Source organism: Streptomyces sp. NPDC058758, from assembly GCF_042746075.1.
Taxonomy (GTDB): Bacteria; Actinomycetota; Actinomycetes; order Streptomycetales; family Streptomycetaceae; genus Streptomyces.
On sequence record NZ_JBHYPS010000056.1, the window covers coordinates 1 to 15293 of the forward strand.

17 protein-coding genes are annotated in these 15293 nt (G+C 75.4%); 12 read left to right on the forward strand and 5 right to left on the reverse strand.

All coding sequences use genetic code 11. The annotated features are described in order from the left end of the window. Positions 1–100: 100 nt before the first annotated feature. Together ACFW6A_RS36015 and ACFW6A_RS36020 are read left to right on the forward strand one after the other, a co-directional pair. Positions 101–1138, forward strand: a complete 1038-nt coding sequence (locus ACFW6A_RS36015; protein ID WP_351845977.1) for an ATP-binding cassette domain-containing protein — start codon at positions 101–103, stop codon at positions 1136–1138. After that, positions 1135–2085 carry an ABC transporter permease gene (locus ACFW6A_RS36020; RefSeq protein ID WP_386645892.1) on the forward strand — a complete coding sequence of 317 codons (951 nt, stop codon included), beginning with the start codon at positions 1135–1137 and terminating at the stop codon, positions 2083–2085. The genes ACFW6A_RS36015 and ACFW6A_RS36020 overlap by 4 nt, the downstream gene beginning before the upstream one ends. A gap of 28 nt (positions 2086–2113) precedes the next feature. Here the strand turns inward: ACFW6A_RS36020 and ACFW6A_RS36025 are convergent, their stop codons facing one another. Together ACFW6A_RS36025 and ACFW6A_RS36030 are read right to left on the reverse strand one after the other, a co-directional pair. Continuing rightward, positions 2114–2605, reverse strand: a complete 492-nt coding sequence (locus tag ACFW6A_RS36025; RefSeq protein ID WP_351845972.1) for a cytidine deaminase — start codon at positions 2603–2605, stop codon at positions 2114–2116. 88 nt (positions 2606–2693) lie between these two features. Further along, positions 2694–3644 carry a helix-turn-helix transcriptional regulator gene (locus ACFW6A_RS36030; RefSeq protein ID WP_386645895.1) on the reverse strand — a complete coding sequence of 317 codons (951 nt, stop codon included), beginning with the start codon at positions 3642–3644 and terminating at the stop codon, positions 2694–2696. Between the two features lie 39 nt (positions 3645–3683). Between ACFW6A_RS36030 and ACFW6A_RS36035 the strand changes: the two genes are divergently transcribed. Beyond that, entirely contained in the window at positions 3684–4241 is a 558-nt protein-coding gene (locus tag ACFW6A_RS36035) for a hypothetical protein (protein ID WP_351845966.1), read from the forward strand. Positions 4242–4420: 179 nt separating this feature from the next. Here ACFW6A_RS36035 and ACFW6A_RS36040 read toward each other — a convergent pair whose 3' ends face one another. Both ACFW6A_RS36040 and ACFW6A_RS36045 read right to left on the reverse strand, forming a co-directional pair. After that, positions 4421–5101 (reverse strand): hypothetical protein, encoded by a 681-nt coding sequence (locus ACFW6A_RS36040; RefSeq protein ID WP_386645900.1) that lies wholly within the window; start codon positions 5099–5101, stop codon positions 4421–4423. Positions 5102–5231: 130 nt separating this feature from the next. Next, entirely contained in the window at positions 5232–6086 is an 855-nt protein-coding gene (locus ACFW6A_RS36045) for an SDR family oxidoreductase (protein WP_386645902.1), read from the reverse strand. Positions 6087–6221: 135 nt separating this feature from the next. Between ACFW6A_RS36045 and ACFW6A_RS36050 the strand changes: the two genes are divergently transcribed. The 4 genes from ACFW6A_RS36050 to ACFW6A_RS36065 all read left to right on the forward strand — a co-directional run bounded on the left by ACFW6A_RS36050 (position 6222) and on the right by ACFW6A_RS36065 (position 9629). Beyond that, complete coding sequence (locus ACFW6A_RS36050; RefSeq protein ID WP_386483846.1) at positions 6222–6818, forward strand: TetR/AcrR family transcriptional regulator; 597 nt, start codon at positions 6222–6224, stop codon at positions 6816–6818. A 122-nt stretch (positions 6819–6940) separates the two neighbouring features. Next, complete coding sequence (locus tag ACFW6A_RS36055; protein WP_351845957.1) at positions 6941–7318, forward strand: VOC family protein; 378 nt, start codon at positions 6941–6943, stop codon at positions 7316–7318. Between the two features lie 168 nt (positions 7319–7486). Then, on the forward strand, positions 7487–8824 hold the full coding sequence (locus tag ACFW6A_RS36060) for an MFS transporter (RefSeq protein WP_386645906.1): 1338 nt from the start codon (positions 7487–7489) through the stop codon (positions 8822–8824). A 124-nt stretch (positions 8825–8948) separates the two neighbouring features. Continuing rightward, positions 8949–9629, forward strand: a complete 681-nt coding sequence (locus ACFW6A_RS36065; protein ID WP_351845952.1) for a beta-glucanase — start codon at positions 8949–8951, stop codon at positions 9627–9629. A gap of 40 nt (positions 9630–9669) precedes the next feature. Here the strand turns inward: ACFW6A_RS36065 and ACFW6A_RS36070 are convergent, their stop codons facing one another. Beyond that, a complete protein-coding gene (locus tag ACFW6A_RS36070) occupies positions 9670–10365 on the reverse strand; it encodes a substrate-binding domain-containing protein (protein WP_386645910.1) in 696 nt (231 codons plus the stop codon). A 140-nt stretch (positions 10366–10505) separates the two neighbouring features. Here ACFW6A_RS36070 and ACFW6A_RS36075 point away from each other — a divergent pair, with 140 nt between their 5' ends. The 5 genes from ACFW6A_RS36075 to ACFW6A_RS36095 all read left to right on the forward strand — a co-directional run bounded on the left by ACFW6A_RS36075 (position 10506) and on the right by ACFW6A_RS36095 (position 15288). Beyond that, positions 10506–11273, forward strand: coding sequence for an IclR family transcriptional regulator (locus ACFW6A_RS36075; protein WP_351845946.1), 768 nt, complete (start codon positions 10506–10508; stop codon positions 11271–11273). 114 nt (positions 11274–11387) lie between these two features. Further along, positions 11388–12602 (forward strand): 4-hydroxybenzoate 3-monooxygenase, encoded by a 1215-nt coding sequence (locus tag ACFW6A_RS36080; protein WP_386645913.1) that lies wholly within the window; start codon positions 11388–11390, stop codon positions 12600–12602. Positions 12603–12627: 25 nt separating this feature from the next. After that, the gene (locus ACFW6A_RS36085; protein WP_386645916.1) at positions 12628–13653 is read left to right on the forward strand and encodes an amidohydrolase family protein; all 1026 of its coding nucleotides are present in this window, start codon (positions 12628–12630) and stop codon (positions 13651–13653) included. Positions 13654–13678: 25 nt separating this feature from the next. Further along, on the forward strand, positions 13679–14368 hold the full coding sequence (ligK, locus tag ACFW6A_RS36090) for a 4-carboxy-4-hydroxy-2-oxoadipate aldolase/oxaloacetate decarboxylase (RefSeq protein ID WP_386645919.1): 690 nt from the start codon (positions 13679–13681) through the stop codon (positions 14366–14368). Positions 14369–14370: 2 nt separating this feature from the next. Continuing rightward, a complete protein-coding gene (locus tag ACFW6A_RS36095; protein ID WP_386645922.1) occupies positions 14371–15288 on the forward strand; it encodes an amidohydrolase family protein in 918 nt (305 codons plus the stop codon). Positions 15289–15293 lie beyond the last annotated feature (5 nt).

Here is a 15293-nt window from a genome sequence, read left to right on the forward strand (position 1 = left end):
GGGGGTCCGCGCCCCGGCGCCCCCCCCGCCCCCCCCCCGCCCGGCCCGCCCGGGCCCCCCCCCCCGGCCGGGGGAGGCCCCATCGAGGAGGACCAGGCCCATGCCGCTGCACACCGGTGACCACGAGTCCCCCCGCGCCGCCGCCCCGCCCCCGGGCGCCGGCCCTCCCCCGCCCGCGCCCGCCGTCAGCACGCGGGGCCTGGTCAAGAGCTACCGGGGCCCGGACGGCACCACCACCCACGCGGTGCGCGGTCTCGACCTGGACGTGCGCCAGGGCGAGACGTTCGCCTTCCTCGGCCCCAACGGCGCGGGGAAGTCCACCACCATCGCGATGCTCTGCGCCCTCACCCGGCCCACGTCCGGTCGCGCGACCGTGGCGGGCGCCGACGTCCTCACCGAGCCCGGTCGGGTGCGCCGCCGGGTCGGCCTGCTCTTCCAGCACAGCGCCCTCGACCCGGACCTGACGGCCGAGCAGAACCTCCGCGTCCACGCGCGCCTGTACGGGCTCCGCCGCGGCGAGGTCCGCCGCCGCACGGCCGAGGTCCTCGACCTCGCCGGCCTGGCCGACCGGCGCCGCTCGCCCGTCCGCACCCTGTCGGGCGGCATGCGGCGGCGCCTGGAACTGGCCCGTCAGCTCCTGCACTCGCCGCGGGTGCTGTTCCTGGACGAGCCGACCACCGGCCTCGATCCGCACGCCCGCGCCCGCGTCCGGGAGCAGCTGCGGGACCTGCGGGACCGGCACGGCAGCACCCTGTTCGTCACCACCCACTACCTGGACGAGGCCGAGCACTGCGACCGGCTCGCCATCATCGACCGGGGCAGGCTGGTGGCGCAGGGCACCCCGCACGAGGTGAAGGCCGCGATCGGGGACGACCGGGTGGCGCTGCGCACGAGCGACGACGAGGCCGCCCGGCGGGTCGTCGGCGCGCTCGCGCCCCCGGACCGGACCGTCACCGTCGACGCGGAGGGGCTGTGGCTGCGGGTGCCCGACGGCAGCGCCTGGATCCCGCGCCTGTGCGCGGCCCTGGGGGCCCGCGGCATCGCCGTGCACACCGCGTCCGCGACCCCGCCCACCCTCGACGACGTCTTCTTCCACCACACCGGCCGCAGCATGACCCCGGACGGAGGCGGCCGATGAGCACGCTCGCCCGGCCGGAGCCCGACGGCGCCGGGGCCGGAACCGCTACCGGAGCCCGTGCCGAAGCCCGTGCCGGCGCCGGTGCCGGTGCCGGTGCCAAAGCCCGTGCCGGTGCCGATGTCGGTGGGGGAACCGAGGCACTGCCCCGCCTCCGGCACGAACTGCGTGCCCTGCACGGGCTGGTCCACCGCGATCTGCTCCGCCTCGCCCGCCAGCGGACCCCCACCGCGCTGATGCTGCTCCACCCGGTGCTGTACCTGTTCATCCTGGGCGGCGGCCTGGCGGCGCTCGTCCCCACCGCCTCGCTGGGCGTCGGCTACCGGACGTACCTCTTCCCCGGCATGCTGATGATGACCGTGCAGACCCCGGCCATCATGGTCGGCATCCGCCTGATCACGGACCGGCAGAGCGGCTACCTCCGCGAGCTGCTGATGGCCCCGGTCGGCCGCGCCACCCTGCTGCTGGGCAGCTGCGCGGGCGGGACGCTGGTCGCCACGGTGCAGGGCGCGGTCCTCCTCGCGCTGGCCGGCGCGGTCGGCCTCCCGTACGACCCGGTCCTGTTCGCCCTGCTCCTCGGGGGCATGCTCCTGGCCTCCTTCGCCCTCACCGCGCTCTCCCTGGCGCTGGCCGTGGGCCTGAGCCGGCCGGAGACGTTCCACACGCTGCTGGGCCTGGTGATGATGCCGCTCCTCTTCCTCTCCGGCGGCTTCTTCCCCCTGGCGTCCCTGCCCGGCTGGGTCCAGCCCCTGGCCGCCGCGAACCCCCTCGCGTACGGCGTGGACGTGCTGCGCCGCGCCATCGCCCTGCGGGCGCCGGAGCAGGCCGCCGCCGGCGGCGTCGAGTGGGCCGGCCGGCAGCCGCCGCTCCCCCTCGAAGCGGGCCTGCTCCTGGCCTCCGGGGCACTGGCCCTGCTGTGGGCGGCCCGGCGTTTCAGCCGCCCGGAGTGAGTCCTCGGGGGGCGCGCCGGGGTCCGCGTCAGGGGCGGGGCTCCTGGTCCTCCTCCCCGGCTCCGAGCTGGTGATCGGCCCAGACGTAACCGGCCGGCAGCAGTTCGGCGACGGGCACCGCGCGGACGCGGCCCTCCGTGCCGACGACGACCTTGACGCCGGGGAAGTAGTCGAGGAGGACCTGGCGGCACCGGCCGCACGGCGGGACGACGCCCCGGTCGCGGTCGCCGACGGCGACGATCGTGTCGAGTGCGTAGACGCCCTGGGCCGCCGCCGCGCCGATGAGGACCAGTTCGGCGCAGGGTCCTCCGGTGAAGTGGTAGGCGTTCACGGCGGTGACGACCCGGCCGTCCGGGGCGCGGCCCGCGGCGGCCATGGTGTGGTTGTCGCCGCGGCAGCGGGCGCGGGCGACCCGCGTCGCGGCCCGCACCAGCTCGTCGTCGAGGGGGTCGAGGGGGGCGAGGGCTTCGGGTGCCTCAGGTGCGTCGGGTGCGTCGGGGTGGTGAGGGTGCGTCGGCATGGTTCTCCGCCTGGTCGGGATGTCCGCCGACCTTGGCCCGAACGGCGGGAATCCGCAAGCGGATACCGGACGGGCGCGGGCGGCCGGGTCAGCCGTAGCGCGCCGCCAGGGTGCGCACGGTGGCGGCGACGCGGGCGCGGAGCCCGTCCGGCGCGAGGACCTCCACCTCGGCGCCCAGGGCGAGGAGGGTGGCGTGGGCGTGGTCGGGGCCCTCGACGGGAAGCGTGGCGCGGGTCCAGCCGTCGGCCTCCCGGACGCCGTTCTCGGCGAGGGCCCGGGCAGCGGCGCCGGTGAGGCGGGCGGCGCCGCGCGGGGAGATCCGGACGACGGCCTCGTCCTGGTGGAGCCGGTCGTGGAAGTCCCGTTGGCTCGCCCGCCAGTGCGCGGCCAGGTCGAAGCCGGCGGGGATCTCCGCGTCCTCGTCGGTGACGGTCAGGGCGAGGATCTGGTCGACCCGGTACGTCCGCGGGCCGGGTCCGGCGACGAGGTACCAGCGGCCCGCCTTGAGCACCAGGCCGTAGGGCGCGAGCCGCCGGTCGACGTCGGTCGGCTCCTTCCAGCGCCGGTAGCGGACGGCGAGCACGCGCCCGGCGCGCACGGCTTCGGCGACCTGCGGCAGGAAGGGCGTCTCCGCGTCCTGCGCGTACCAGCCGGGGGCGTCGATGTGGAAGCGGGCGCGCAGCCGGTCGACGTGCTCGCGGAGCGGGGCGGGCAGGGCGGCGCGCAGTTTCAGCTGGGCGTCGGCGAAGTGGCCGCCGAGTCCCAGCTCGTCGGCGGCGACGGGCAGTCCGGCGAGGACGAGCGCCTCGGCCTCGCGCGCGTAGAGGCCGGTGAGCCGGGAGCGGTGGCCGGCGAGCAGCCGGTAGCCGCCGCGGTGCCCGGCGTCGCCGTACAGCGGCACTCCGGCGGCGTGCAGCGCCTCGACGTCCCGGTAGACGGTGCGGACGGAGACCTCCAGTTCCCCGGCGAGGTCGGCGGCGGTCATCCGGCCGCGGGTCTCCAGGAGGAGCAGGATCGACAGCAGACGGCTCGACTTCACCGACACAAGGTGTCAGTGGAGTCCTCCTACAGTCCAGCCATGACCTCCACGGAGAAGTACCCCACCGTTCCGGCGCCGGCCGGGCTCGACGACCGGCCGGCCGCGCGCGGCTTCGACTTCCTCGACGGCGCGTGGACGGTACGCAACCGCCGCCTCGCCGACTTCCTGGACCCGGAGAGCGGCTGGGAGGAGTTCGAAGGGCACACCACCGGCCGCCTCCTGTGGGGCGGGCGCGCCCACGTCGACGAGATCGTCTTCCCGTCGAAGTCCTTCAGCGGTCTGACGCTGCGGCTGTACGAGCCGGAGACCGGCGAGTGGACGCTGAACTGGTCGAGCACCCGCACCGGCCGGCTCGAACCACCGGTCCGCGGACGCTTCGCGGCGGACGGGACGGGAGAGTTCCACGGCGAGGACCACTACGCCGGCCGTCCGGTGCGGGTGCGGTTCCGCTGGTCGGAGATCACCTCCGGGACGGCCCGCTGGGAGCAGGCGTTCGCGCCCGCCGGCACGGAGGACTGGGTGGTGAACTGGGTCATGGACTTCCGCCGGGCCGCCGCCTGCGGCACGGCGCGCGAGGAGACCTCTTCGAGGGCGTAGGCGTCCTCGGGGGCGTAGGCGTCCTCGGGGAGAAGCCGTCCTCGGGGGGTGCCGTCCTCGGGGGGGGGTGCCGGTGTCCGGCCGGGGGGGCGGTGGCCGGTGGCGCGGCCGCCGGACCGCACCGCTCCCCGGGCCCGCCCGCCCTCTCCCGCTCTCCGCACCCATTCGCCGCACCGCGTCTACGACGTGGGTTCTCCGCACGACGCGAACTTCCCGGGGCCCTTCTTCTCGAACGTCTCCAGGGCGAGGGGTTCGGTGACGACCCGGGAGCCCCGCCGCACGCGTACGTCCACCGTGCCCATGGTCAGTTCGGGGAACTCGACGGCGTGGACGGACCGCCGGCCGTCCGCCATGACGCCGACCTCCTTCACGGGGACCGGAACCCCGTCGCAGGTGACGGCCTCCACCGTCTCGTGCTCCGCCCCGAAGACCACGTTCCAGCCGGTGGCCATCATGCGGACCAGGGGGACGAGCCGCGGTTCCTCCCCCACCGGGGGCGAGTCCGGCCGCGGCGCGCACATCACGGTCGTCATGCCGACGTTCATCGCGGCGCCGTGGCAGAAGCGCTTGTCCGCGGTCTCCCAGACGAAGAGCGCTCCTCCCGTCGACCCGGCGGCCACCAGCAGCCCGTGGGGGCCGGGGGCGTTGCGGCCTGCGGCGGCTGCCGACATCCGGTCGCGCGCCTCGGCGACGGCCTCGTCCACGCTCGCCGTGCGGGTGGCGGACGGCGCGGGGCGCGCCGACGCGCTCGCCGCGGTCTCCCCCGCCGCCGGCTTCGGCGCCGGGTCCTCCGCTCCCGCGCAGGACGCCACCGCGAGCACGGCACACCCCATGACCGCGGCGATCGCCGTTCTCCTCATCACCCTCGCCCTCCCCGCCCCTCGCGTCTCGTGTCCCCCACAGGACGTTCCGCCCGCCGCCCCGGTTCCCCGTCCGCGCCGGGCGGGCCGGGCGCGGACGGGCGGACGGGCGGGCCGGGCCGGGCCGCGGCTACCGGAAGGCCGGCAGGTGGCGTGCCACCCAGGCCTCGAAGGGGGCCGCGGGGCGGCCGAGGACGGCTTCCACGTCGGGACCGGCCTTCTGCTCCTCGGGGAGCGGGAGGCCGAGCACGTCCAGGGTGCCGCGCACGACCTCCTCCGGCATGAACGTCACCATCCGGGCGTGGGCCTCGGTGCGGGACAGCTCCACGAAGGCCACGTCCTCGCCGAGGGCCCGCGCGATCGCCTCGGTCTGCCGGCGCGGGGTGACCGCTTCGGGGCCGGTGAGTTCGTACGTACGGCCCGCGTGCCCGTCCTCCCGCAGCGCGGCGGCGGCGACGGCGGCGATGTCCGCCGGGTCGACGACCGGCAGGGCCACGTCCCCGAAGGGCGCGAAGACGGTACGCCGGGTGCGGACGGTCTCGGCCCAGGCGAAGGCGTTGGAGGCGAAGCCACCGGGGCGCAGCACGGTGTGGTCGGCACCGGAGGCGCGGACGGCGGCCTCGAACTCCCGCAGGCGGTCGTGCGAGGCCGCGTCGGGCCGGGTGGCGGCGGCCAGCGAGGAGACGAGGACGATCCGTTCGACCCCGGCGTCCCGCGCGGCGCCGACGAGGCCGGCCGGGTCCTCGCCGTGGCTGTTGAGTTCGCCGCCGAGCAGGAGGAAGAGGGCGCGGGCCCCTTCGACGGCCGGCCGCAGCCCCGCGGCGGTGCCGATGTCGGTCCGGACCCAGTGGACGCCGGGCGTCCCCCCGGCGCCCGGCGCGGCCTGCCGCGACACGGCCCTGACCTCCTCCCCCGCCCCCGCCCCCGCCAGCAGTTCCACCAGCGTCCGCCCGACGTTGCCCGTCGCGCCCGTCACCGTGATCATCCCGAACCCCCAAGAAACAAGTAAGCAAGCCGGTCAGGTGGTCGGCCAGTTACTTAGTAAGTTGACTGACTAACTGGAGGGACCGTAGCACGCCCCCGCCCCGGGCTGTCTATAGTCAGTCGGGTGACCAACTCAGTGAACCGACGGCAGCAGGCGTCCCAGAAGCGCCGGCGCCTGACGGCGGCGGCGGCCCGGGTCCTGCACGAGCAGGGAGTCGAACGGACCACCCTCGCGGACATCGCGCGCGAGGCGGACGTGCCCGTCGGGAACGTCTACTACTACTTCAAGACGAAGGACGAGCTGGTCCTGGCCGCCCTCGCGGAGCACAGCGCGCACCTGGACGAGCTCACCGCCGCCCTGGACCGGCTCGCCGACCCGCGCGACCGCCTGAAGGCGCTGGTGGAGGGCTGGATCGCCCAGCGCGACACGGCCGCGCGCTACGGCTGCCCCACCGGCACCCTCGCCGTCGAACTCGACAAGCGCGCCGACGGCACCCTGGACGCCGAGGCCGGCACGGTCATCCGCCGCCTGCTCGACTGGGCGGCCCGCCAGTTCCGCGCCCTGGCCCTGCCCGACCCCGACGACCTGGCCCTCACCCTCGTCTGCGGCTACCAGGGCATGTCCCTCATGGCCGGCGCCCTCCGCGACCCGTCCGTCATGACCCGCGAAGGCGCCCGCCTCCTGGCCTGGCTCGACTCCCTCCCGGCACCTCGCGGGACGTCCGCCGGCTGAGCCCCCGGAGCCCTCCGCGCGGGGCGCGCCCTTCCGGTCCGGAGGAACGGCGGAGCGGCGCAACGGCGGGGCGACGCAACGGCCGTGGTGCCCGTGGGGGCCGCTGGTCTACGCTCCCCCACGTGATCGCCAAACTGCAGTGCGTGGTGCTGGACTGTCCGGACGTCAGGGAACTCGCGCGGTTCTACCGGTCGCTCCTCGGCGGCGCGGTGGACCGGCCCGACCCCCGGTGGTCCCTGCACGACGACTGGTCGACGCTCCACACCGACGACGGCCTCGTGCTCGCCTTCCAGCGGGTGGCGGACCACCGCCCGCCGCGCTGGCCGGACCCCGCCCGCCCCCAGCAGTTCCACCTCGACCTGGAGGTGGAGGACCTGGACCTCGCCCAGGCGGAAGCCGTCGCCCGGGGCGCCACGGTGCTCGACGACGGTGACGGGAAGCGCGGTTGGCGGGTGCTCGCCGATCCGGCCGGGCACCCGTTCTGCCTCGTCCGGCACTGAGTCCCGGCCGGAACCGCCGGCCGCCGTCACCGGCGGGGGTCGGCCGACGGTGACCGGTCGCGGCCGGCGGTGACCGGTGGTGGCCGGATTTGCCGGTGTCCCGCGCCGAGGGGACGGTGGCAGGATGCGCGGGCCCCCGAAAGGCCCTTCCGAACCGGAGCGTTCCCCATGAGTCGCCCCTCCGCCGCGCCGTCCCCGGACTGGCGCGGGCCGTACGTCCGGTACGTCGCCGGCCGCGGCGTGTCCACCGCCGGCACGAACCTGGTCAACGTCGTCATGGCGTTCGCGGTGCTCGGGACCGGGGCCGGCGGGTTCGCCGCCGGACTGGTCCTGGCCTGCTCGGTCCTGACGCAGACGGTGCTGCTGCCGGTGGGCGGCGTGCTCGCCGACCGGGTGTCGCGCAGACGGCTCGCGGCGGCCGGGAACGGCGCCCTCGCCGTCGTCCAGGCGGTCATGGGCACGGTCCTGGTCGCCGCCCCCGGGCGGTCGGCCGTCTGGATGTTCGCGGTCGCCGCCGCCCTCACCGGCGCGGCCACGGCCGGCGTGCAGCCGGCCTTCCAGGGGCTCATGGTCCAGCTCGTCCCCGCCGCGGCCCTCCAGAAGGCCAACGCCTCGCTGCGCCTCGTCCTGAACCTCGCCCGCATCGCGGTCCCCGGCCTCGGCTCCCTGCTGGGCGCGGTGTACGGATTCGGCCAGGTCCTCCTCGTCGCGGCGGCCTCCTTCGCGGCCTGCGCGCTGATCCTCACCGGCCTGCGGGTGGCCGCCCCCGCCCGCGGGGCCGGGCGGACCCCGCTGCTGCGCGGCGGCCGGGAGGGCTGGCGGGCCTTCACCAGCCGCCCCTGGATGTGGGGCTACGCGCTCTCGGGCACGGTCGCCGTCCCCCTGTGGCTGGCCGGCTACCAGCTGCTGGGGCCCCTGTCCCTGTCCACCCGGGAGGGCGGGGCGGCGTCCTGGGGCTGGGCGGTCTCCGCCTTCTCGGCGGGCATGGTCCTCGGCTCGCTCGTCGCCCTCCGCTGGAGCCCGCGCCGCCTCATGCTGGCGTGCGTCCTGGTCCAGCTGGTCTGGCCGCTCCCCCTGGCCGTGCTGGCCGGAAACCATCCCCTGCCCCTGCTCCTGGGCTCCATGCTCCTGAGTGGGCTGAGCCTCGAACTCGCCGTCGTCTTCTTCGAGACGGCCAAGCAGCAGCAGGTCCCCGAGCGCCTCATCGGGCGCGTCACCTCGCTGATCATGCTCGGCGAGACCGCCCTCGTCCCCCTCGGCCACGTCCTCGCCGGCACCGTCGCGGACCGGCTGGGCCCGTCCCGGGTGCTGTGGATCTGCTGCGCCGGCATCACCGCCGCCACGCTGGTGCTCCTCCTCGTCCCCGGCGTGCGGCGGCTGACGGCCGTCACCGAGCCGGAGGACGAGACGGAGGACGAGCCGAAGGACGAGACGGAGGACGAGCCGAAGGACGAGACGGAGGACGAGACGGAGGGCGGGGCGGGGAAGGACCGGGTCACCGCGTGAGCGGCCGCCGCGGGGCGCGGCGGCCGTGACGAGTTCCGGACAGGAAGCGGCGGTTCCGCATGGCCCGCGCGAGAGCGGGGAGCCATCCGGTGTCCGCCGTCCTCCCCCGCCGTGAGGAGCCGTCATGTCCCTTCCGCAGCCGCCGCAGCCCGGCGAGGCCGTGTTCACCGCCGACTTCGGGTCGTCCGCGCAGTGGGTCGCCGGGCGTTCCTGGGCCTATCCCGACGGAGGCCCGGTGAACCCGCTCGACAACAAGCTCGACCACCTGGTGGACGATCCCGCGTACTGCCGTTCCGGCGTCTTCCGGGCGACCCGGCGCCGGGACGGGCTGTGGGACAGCGGGCTGCTCACGACGGAGGGGAGCGCCGAGGGGTTCGAGGTGCGGGCGGGCGACGTGCTGGAGGCCCGGGTGCGGCTGCCGGTGGAGACGGGGGCCTGGCCGGCGATCTGGACGTGGCGCGACGGCGGGCAGGAGGTCGACGTCTTCGAGTACCACCCGGACAACCCCGACCTGCTGGAGCTCTCCAACCGGGTGCGGGGCACCCACCGCTACCACCGGTCGCCCGACGTACGTCCCGGCGGCTGGGTGGACCTGCGGACCTCGTTCGGGGCGCGGTCCGTGGTGTGGTGGGTGAACGGCACCGAGGTCTTCGCGGACGGGCGGGGCGTCGGGCGGTCCTGGCACGCCTTCCTCATCGTCAACCTCTCGGTCTGCGCGGGCCGCTACCACCCGGCGCCCGACCCGGAGACCGACGCGATGTCCTTCGAGGTGTCGGACCTGCGGGTGCTCCGGGGCCGTCGCTGAGGCGGCCGGCGGGCGGAAGTGCCGGGGCGCGGCCCGGCGTTCAGTCCCGGACCGGCTCCATCCCCCGGGCCGCCGCGAGCCTCGACGCCTCCTCGGTGGCGAGGAGTCCGAGGGCGGCCCGGGCGCGGTCCGGGTCCTGGGCCGTGGCCGGGACCGCGGCGCTGAAGAGCGAGGTGAGGGCCGTGTCGCCCGGCAGGGGGCCGAGGACGGTGACGCCGGGGAGGTCCCTCAGCTCGCTGTGCTGCTGGAAGGCAAGGTCCGCGCGGCCGGACGACAGGAGGCTGCCCGCAGGGACGCCCGGCGGGGCCTGGACGAGACGGTCGGCGAGGGCGTCGGCGAGGCCGAGGCGGTGGAGCAGTTCGACCAGCGCCGTGCCGCTGGGGCCCGTGGAGTAGGCGATGCGCGCCGCCGAGCCCAGCGCGGCGCGCAGGTCGTCGACGGTGCCGAGGGCGGGCGCGGGCGCGCCGTCCGGGACGGCGGCGACGACCTGGGAGATCCACAGGGGGCGGACCGTGCCGGGGAGGAGGTGCCCCTCCCGCTCCAGCGCGGCGATCGCTCCGGCGGCGAGGACGAGGAGATCGGCCCCGGCGCCCTCGCGCACGCGGCGGGCGACCTCCACGCCGCCGGCCGACTCGAAGCGGACGGGCGTCCCGTGGGCGAGCCGGAGGTGCTCGCACAGGTCGGCGAGGACCGGCCGGGTCGCCATGGAGGACAGTCCCACGAGTTCACGGTGCACGTCGTCTCCTCGGTCGTGATGTCGGTGCGGAGGTGGGGAGGTGGGGTGCCGGTGCGAAGGCCGGAGCGGCCCGCGGTGCGGGAAGCGGGAAGCGGGACGCTCCGCCCGGTGGCCCGGCGCCGGTCTGCGAGACTGGCGGCGTGAGCACGACCCGGAGCACGGCGGCGGGAAAGGTGCTGGAGGTCCTCGCGGCCTTCGACCGCGAGCACCCCGCACAGACACTATCGGAGATCGCCCAGCGCACCGGCCTGGCCCTGAGCACCGCCCACCGGGTGGTGCGGGAGCTGGCGGAGTGGGGGGCGCTGGAGCGGGACGAGGACGGGTCCTGGCACGTGGGGCTGCGGCTCTGGGAGATCGCCTCGGGCTGCCCCAGGACGCAGATCCTGCGGGACGTGGCGCTGCCGTTCATGCAGGACCTGTACGAGGCGACCCACGAGAACGTGCAGCTGGCGGTGCGGGAGGGCACCGAGCTGGTGTTCGTGGAGCGGATCGCCGGGCACCGGTCGGTGGAGCTGCTGACGGGCGTCGGGACGCGCTTCCCCGTCGGGTCGACGGGGATGGGGCGGGTGCTCCTGGCGCACGCCCCGAAGGACATCCAGGAGGAGGTCCTCGACGCTCCGCAGCGGGCGTGGACCCGGCACACCGTCACCGATCCGAAGACGCTGCGGACGCAGCTGGACCGGATCCGGCGCGAGCAGGTCTTCGTCAGCGACCGGCAGCTGTCGGAGAGCACGGTGGCGGTGGCCGCGCCGGTGCGGATCGGGCGGACGGGGCCGGTGAGCGCGGCGCTGGGCATCGTGTTCACGGCGAAGGGCGCGGGCCGGGCGCGCACGCTGCGCGAGCCGCTGCTGCGGGCCGCGTACGGCATCTCCGACGAACTCGGCAGGCGCACGCGGACGACGGCATGAGTTCCCGACCGGCTTCCGCCTGACGGAAACACCGCAGACCAGGGGCTGGGCAGGCTGGCAGCGTTCGGGCCGTTCCGAACTGTTCGGACCGCTCACAGCCACTTGGGAGATGCCATGGCCGACGCCCCCGTCGACTCCGTCGCCTCGGTCCCGGTCGCGGTGGTCGGCGCGGGGCCCGCGGGCCTCATGCTGGCGCACCTGCTCGGCCGCGCCGGGATCGGGACGATCGCGCTCGACACCCGGACGCGGCACGAGATCGAGACGACCCAGCGGGCCGGCATCCTGGAGGCCGACGTCGCCCGGGACCTGGTCGAGACCGGCGTCTGCGACCGGATCCTGCGGGAGGGGCACGAGCACGAGGGCATCGAGGTCCGCTCGGCCGGGCGGCCGTACCGGATCGACTTCAAGAAGCTCGTCGGCGCGTCCACCTGGCTCTACCCCCAGACCGACGTCTTCGTCGACCTGGCGGACGCCCGCGAACGCGACGGCGGCACCGTCCACTTCGGGATCCGCGACACCGAGGTCCTCGACGTCACGACCGACGCGCCCCGGGTGCGCTACACGGCGCCCGACGGGACCCGGCACGAGATCCGCGCCCGGTACGTCGTCGGCGCGGACGGCTCGCGCAGCATGTGCCGCGACCTGGTGCCGGAGGACCGCCGGGTGCGGTACGGCACGAAGTACCCCTTCGCCTGGTTCGGGATCCTCGCCGAGGCGCCGACGAGCGCGCCGGAGCTGGTCTACGCGCACTCCCCGCACGGCTTCGCCCTGATCAGCCAGCGCACCGAGTCGGTGCAGCGGATGTACTTCCAGTGCGCGCCCGACGCGTCCGCGGAGGCCTGGTCCGACGACCGGATCTGGGAGACGCTCCAGGCGCGGGTGGCCGGCGAGGACGGCTTCCGGCTGAAGGAGGGGCCGATCACCGAGAAGACGGTGCTGCGGTTCCGCTCCTTCGTGCAGGAGCCGATGCGCTGGGGCTCGCTGCTGCTCGCCGGCGACGCCGCGCACACGGTGCCACCGACCGGCGCCCGCGGGCTCAACCTGGCGCTGCACGACGTGAAGGTGCTCGCCGACGTGCTGTCGAAGGCGCTCGGCGGGGCGGGCGAGGCCGCGCTGGAGGAGTACGAGCCGCGGGCCCTCCAGCGGATCTGGCGGGCGCAGAACTTCTCGTACTGGATGACCCGGCTGCTCCACACCGCGCCCGGCGCCTCCGCCTTCGACCTGCGCCGTCAGCTCGGGGAGCTCGACAACGTGGTCGGCACGCGCGCCGGACGCACCTACCTGGCCGAGCAGTACACGGGCTGGCCCGCCCGCGACCACGCCCACTGACCCGGACGCCCACGAGGACGAATCCATGATCATCGATTGTCACGGCCACTTCACCACCGCCCCGCCGCAGCTGGCACGGTGGCGCGACCGGCAGATCGCGGCGGCCGAGGGCCGCGGCCCCGCCCCCGACCCGGCCGACCTGGTCGTCTCCGACGACGACCTGCGCGCCGCGATCGAGGGCAACCAGCTGCGGCTGATGGACGAGCGCGGCAGCGACCTCACGATCTTCTCGCCCCGGGCCAGCTTCATGGCCCACCACATCGGCGACTTCGCCGTCTCCTCGGCGTGGGCGCGGATCTGCAACGACCTGGTCCACCGGGTGAGCACCCTCTACCCCGGCCGGTTCGCGGTGGGCGCGATGCTGCCGCAGTCGCCGGGCGTCGACCCCGCCACCTGCCTGCCCGAGCTGACCCGCGCGGTGGAGGAGCTGGGCGCGGTCACGGTCAACCTCAACCCCGACCCGTCGGGCGGCCACTGGACCGCGCCGCCGCTGACCGACCGCCGCTGGTACCCGCTGTACGAGGCGATGGTGGCGTACGACATCCCGGCGATGATCCACGTCAGCACCTCCTGCAACCCGGCCTTCCACACCACCGGCGCGCACTACCTCAACGCCGACACCACGGCGTTCATGCAGCTCGTCCAGGGCGACCTGTTCGCCGACTTCCCGACGCTGCGGTTCGTGATCCCGCACGGCGGCGGCGCGGTCCCGTACCACTGGGGCCGGTTCCGCGGCCTGGCGATGGCGCTGGGCAGGCCGGACCCGGAGGCGCTGCTCGACAACGTCTTCTTCGACACCTGCGTCTACCACCAGCCCGGCATCGACCTGTTGACCGGAGTGGTCCCCAGCCGGTCGGTCCTCTTCGCCAGCGAGATGATCGGCGCGGTCCGCGACGTCGACCCGCGCACCGGCCACCACTTCGACGACACGAAGCGGTACGTGGACGCCACCCCGCACCTGTCGGACGAGGAGCGCGCCGCCGTCTACTCCGGCAACGCCCTGCGCGTCTACCCCCGCCTCGCCGCCCGCCTCGCCGCGGCCGGCCGCTGACCCCCGCCCTCCAGGAGAAGCACCCATGGAACACACCGAGATCGGCGTCGTCCGCACGAGGATCGACCGGGCCGACCCGCAGGCCGTCGCGGAGCTGTCGAAGTTCGGCGTCGCCACGATCCACGAGGCCATGGGCCGGGTCGGGCTGATGCGCCCCTACCTGCGCCCGGTCTACCCGAAGGCGCGGATGTGCGGCACGGCCGTGACCGTGCTGCTCCAGCCCGGCGACAACTGGATGCTGCACGTCGCCGCCGAGCAGATCCGGGACGGAGACGTGGTCGTCGCGGCCTGCACGACCGAGAGCGAGGACGGCTTCTTCGGCGAGCTGCTCGCCACCTCCTTCCGGGCCCGGGGCTGCGCCGGCCTGGTCATCGACGGCGGCGTCCGGGACGTCGCCGACCTGGAGGGGATGGACTTCCCCGTGTTCTCCCGCGCGGTGAACGCCAAGGGGACGGTCAAGGCCACCCTCGGCTCGGTCAACGTGCCCGTGGTCTGCGGCAACGCGCTGGTGCGCCCCGGTGACGCGGTCGTCGCGGACGCCGACGGCGTCGTCGTGGTGCCGCGCGAGCGGGCCGCCGAGGTGGCCGCCGCGTCGGCGGCCCGCGAGGCGAACGAGGAGGGCAAGCGCGCGCAGTTCCGCGCGGGGAGGCTCGGCCTGGACCTGTACGGGATGCGCGGCCCGCTGGCCGAGCTCGGACTGCGGTACGAGGACTGACGATGACCGGTTTCGAGAAGACCCCCGGCTGGCTGGACTGGTACGCCGGTCCGAGCAGCCCCGAGTTCCGGCTCCCCGCGGGCGCCGTCGACGCGCACTGTCACGTCTTCGGGCCGGGCGAGGAGTTCCCGTACGCCCCCGAGCGCAAGTACACGCCCTGCGACGCCTCCAAGGACCAGCTCTTCGCGCTCCGCGACCACCTCGGCTTCAGCCGGAACGTCGTGGTGCAGGCGACCTGTCACGGCGCCGACAACACGGCCCTGGTCGACGCGCTGCGGGCCTCCGGCGGTCTGGCCAGGGGCGTGGCGACGCTGCGGCGCGACGTGACCGACGCCGAGGTGCGGGAGCTGCACGAGGCGGGCGTGCGCGGGGTGCGGTTCACCTTCGTCCGGCGGCTCGCCGACGCGGCGCCGCAGCAGGACCTGCTGGACATCGTGGAGAGGATCGCGCCGTACGGCTGGCACGTCGTCGTCTACTTCGAGGCGGCCGACCTGCCCGGCCTGCGGGACTTCCTCCTGTCGATCCCCGTGCCGCTGGTCGTCGACCACATGGGCCGGCCGGACACGGCGAAGGACCCGGAGGGGCCCGACTTCGAGGCCTTCCTGGACTTCCTGCGGGCCAGGAGCGACATCTGGTGCAAGGTGACGTGCCCGGAGCGGCTGACGGTGAGCGGCCCGCCGGCCCTGGACGGGGAGCGGGCGGCGTACCGCGACGTCGTGCCCTTCGCCCGCCGCGTGGTCGAGGAGTTCCCCGACCGGGTGCTGTGGGGCACCGACTGGCCCCACCCCAACCTCACCGACCACATGCCCGACGACGGGCTGCTCGTCGACTTCGTCCCGCACGTCGCGCCGACGGCAGAGCTGCGGCAGAAGCTCCTCGTCGACAACCCGACGCGCCTGTACTGGCCCGAGGGCCACTGACCCCT

Excerpts from the sequence above, each read along its gene's own strand:
- ACFW6A_RS36015 (WP_351845977.1), top strand. The coding sequence starts at position 101 with ATGCCGCTGCACACCGGTGACCACGAGTCCCCCCGCGCCGCCGCCCCG.
- ACFW6A_RS36020 (WP_386645892.1), top strand. The coding sequence starts at position 1,135 with ATGAGCACGCTCGCCCGGCCGGAGCCCGACGGCGCCGGGGCCGGAACC.
- ACFW6A_RS36025 (WP_351845972.1), bottom strand. The coding sequence starts at position 2,605 with ATGCCGACGCACCCTCACCACCCCGACGCACCCGACGCACCTGAGGCA.
- ACFW6A_RS36035 (WP_351845966.1), top strand. The coding sequence starts at position 3,684 with ATGACCTCCACGGAGAAGTACCCCACCGTTCCGGCGCCGGCCGGGCTC.
- ACFW6A_RS36040 (WP_386645900.1), bottom strand. The coding sequence starts at position 5,101 with ATGAGGAGAACGGCGATCGCCGCGGTCATGGGGTGTGCCGTGCTCGCG.
- ACFW6A_RS36045 (WP_386645902.1), bottom strand. The coding sequence starts at position 6,086 with ATGATCACGGTGACGGGCGCGACGGGCAACGTCGGGCGGACGCTGGTG.
- ACFW6A_RS36060 (WP_386645906.1), top strand. The coding sequence starts at position 7,487 with ATGAGTCGCCCCTCCGCCGCGCCGTCCCCGGACTGGCGCGGGCCGTAC.
- ACFW6A_RS36065 (WP_351845952.1), top strand. The coding sequence starts at position 8,949 with ATGTCCCTTCCGCAGCCGCCGCAGCCCGGCGAGGCCGTGTTCACCGCC.
- ACFW6A_RS36080 (WP_386645913.1), top strand. The coding sequence starts at position 11,388 with ATGGCCGACGCCCCCGTCGACTCCGTCGCCTCGGTCCCGGTCGCGGTG.
- ACFW6A_RS36085 (WP_386645916.1), top strand. The coding sequence starts at position 12,628 with ATGATCATCGATTGTCACGGCCACTTCACCACCGCCCCGCCGCAGCTG.
- ligK (WP_386645919.1), top strand. The coding sequence starts at position 13,679 with ATGGAACACACCGAGATCGGCGTCGTCCGCACGAGGATCGACCGGGCC.
- ACFW6A_RS36095 (WP_386645922.1), top strand. The coding sequence starts at position 14,371 with ATGACCGGTTTCGAGAAGACCCCCGGCTGGCTGGACTGGTACGCCGGT.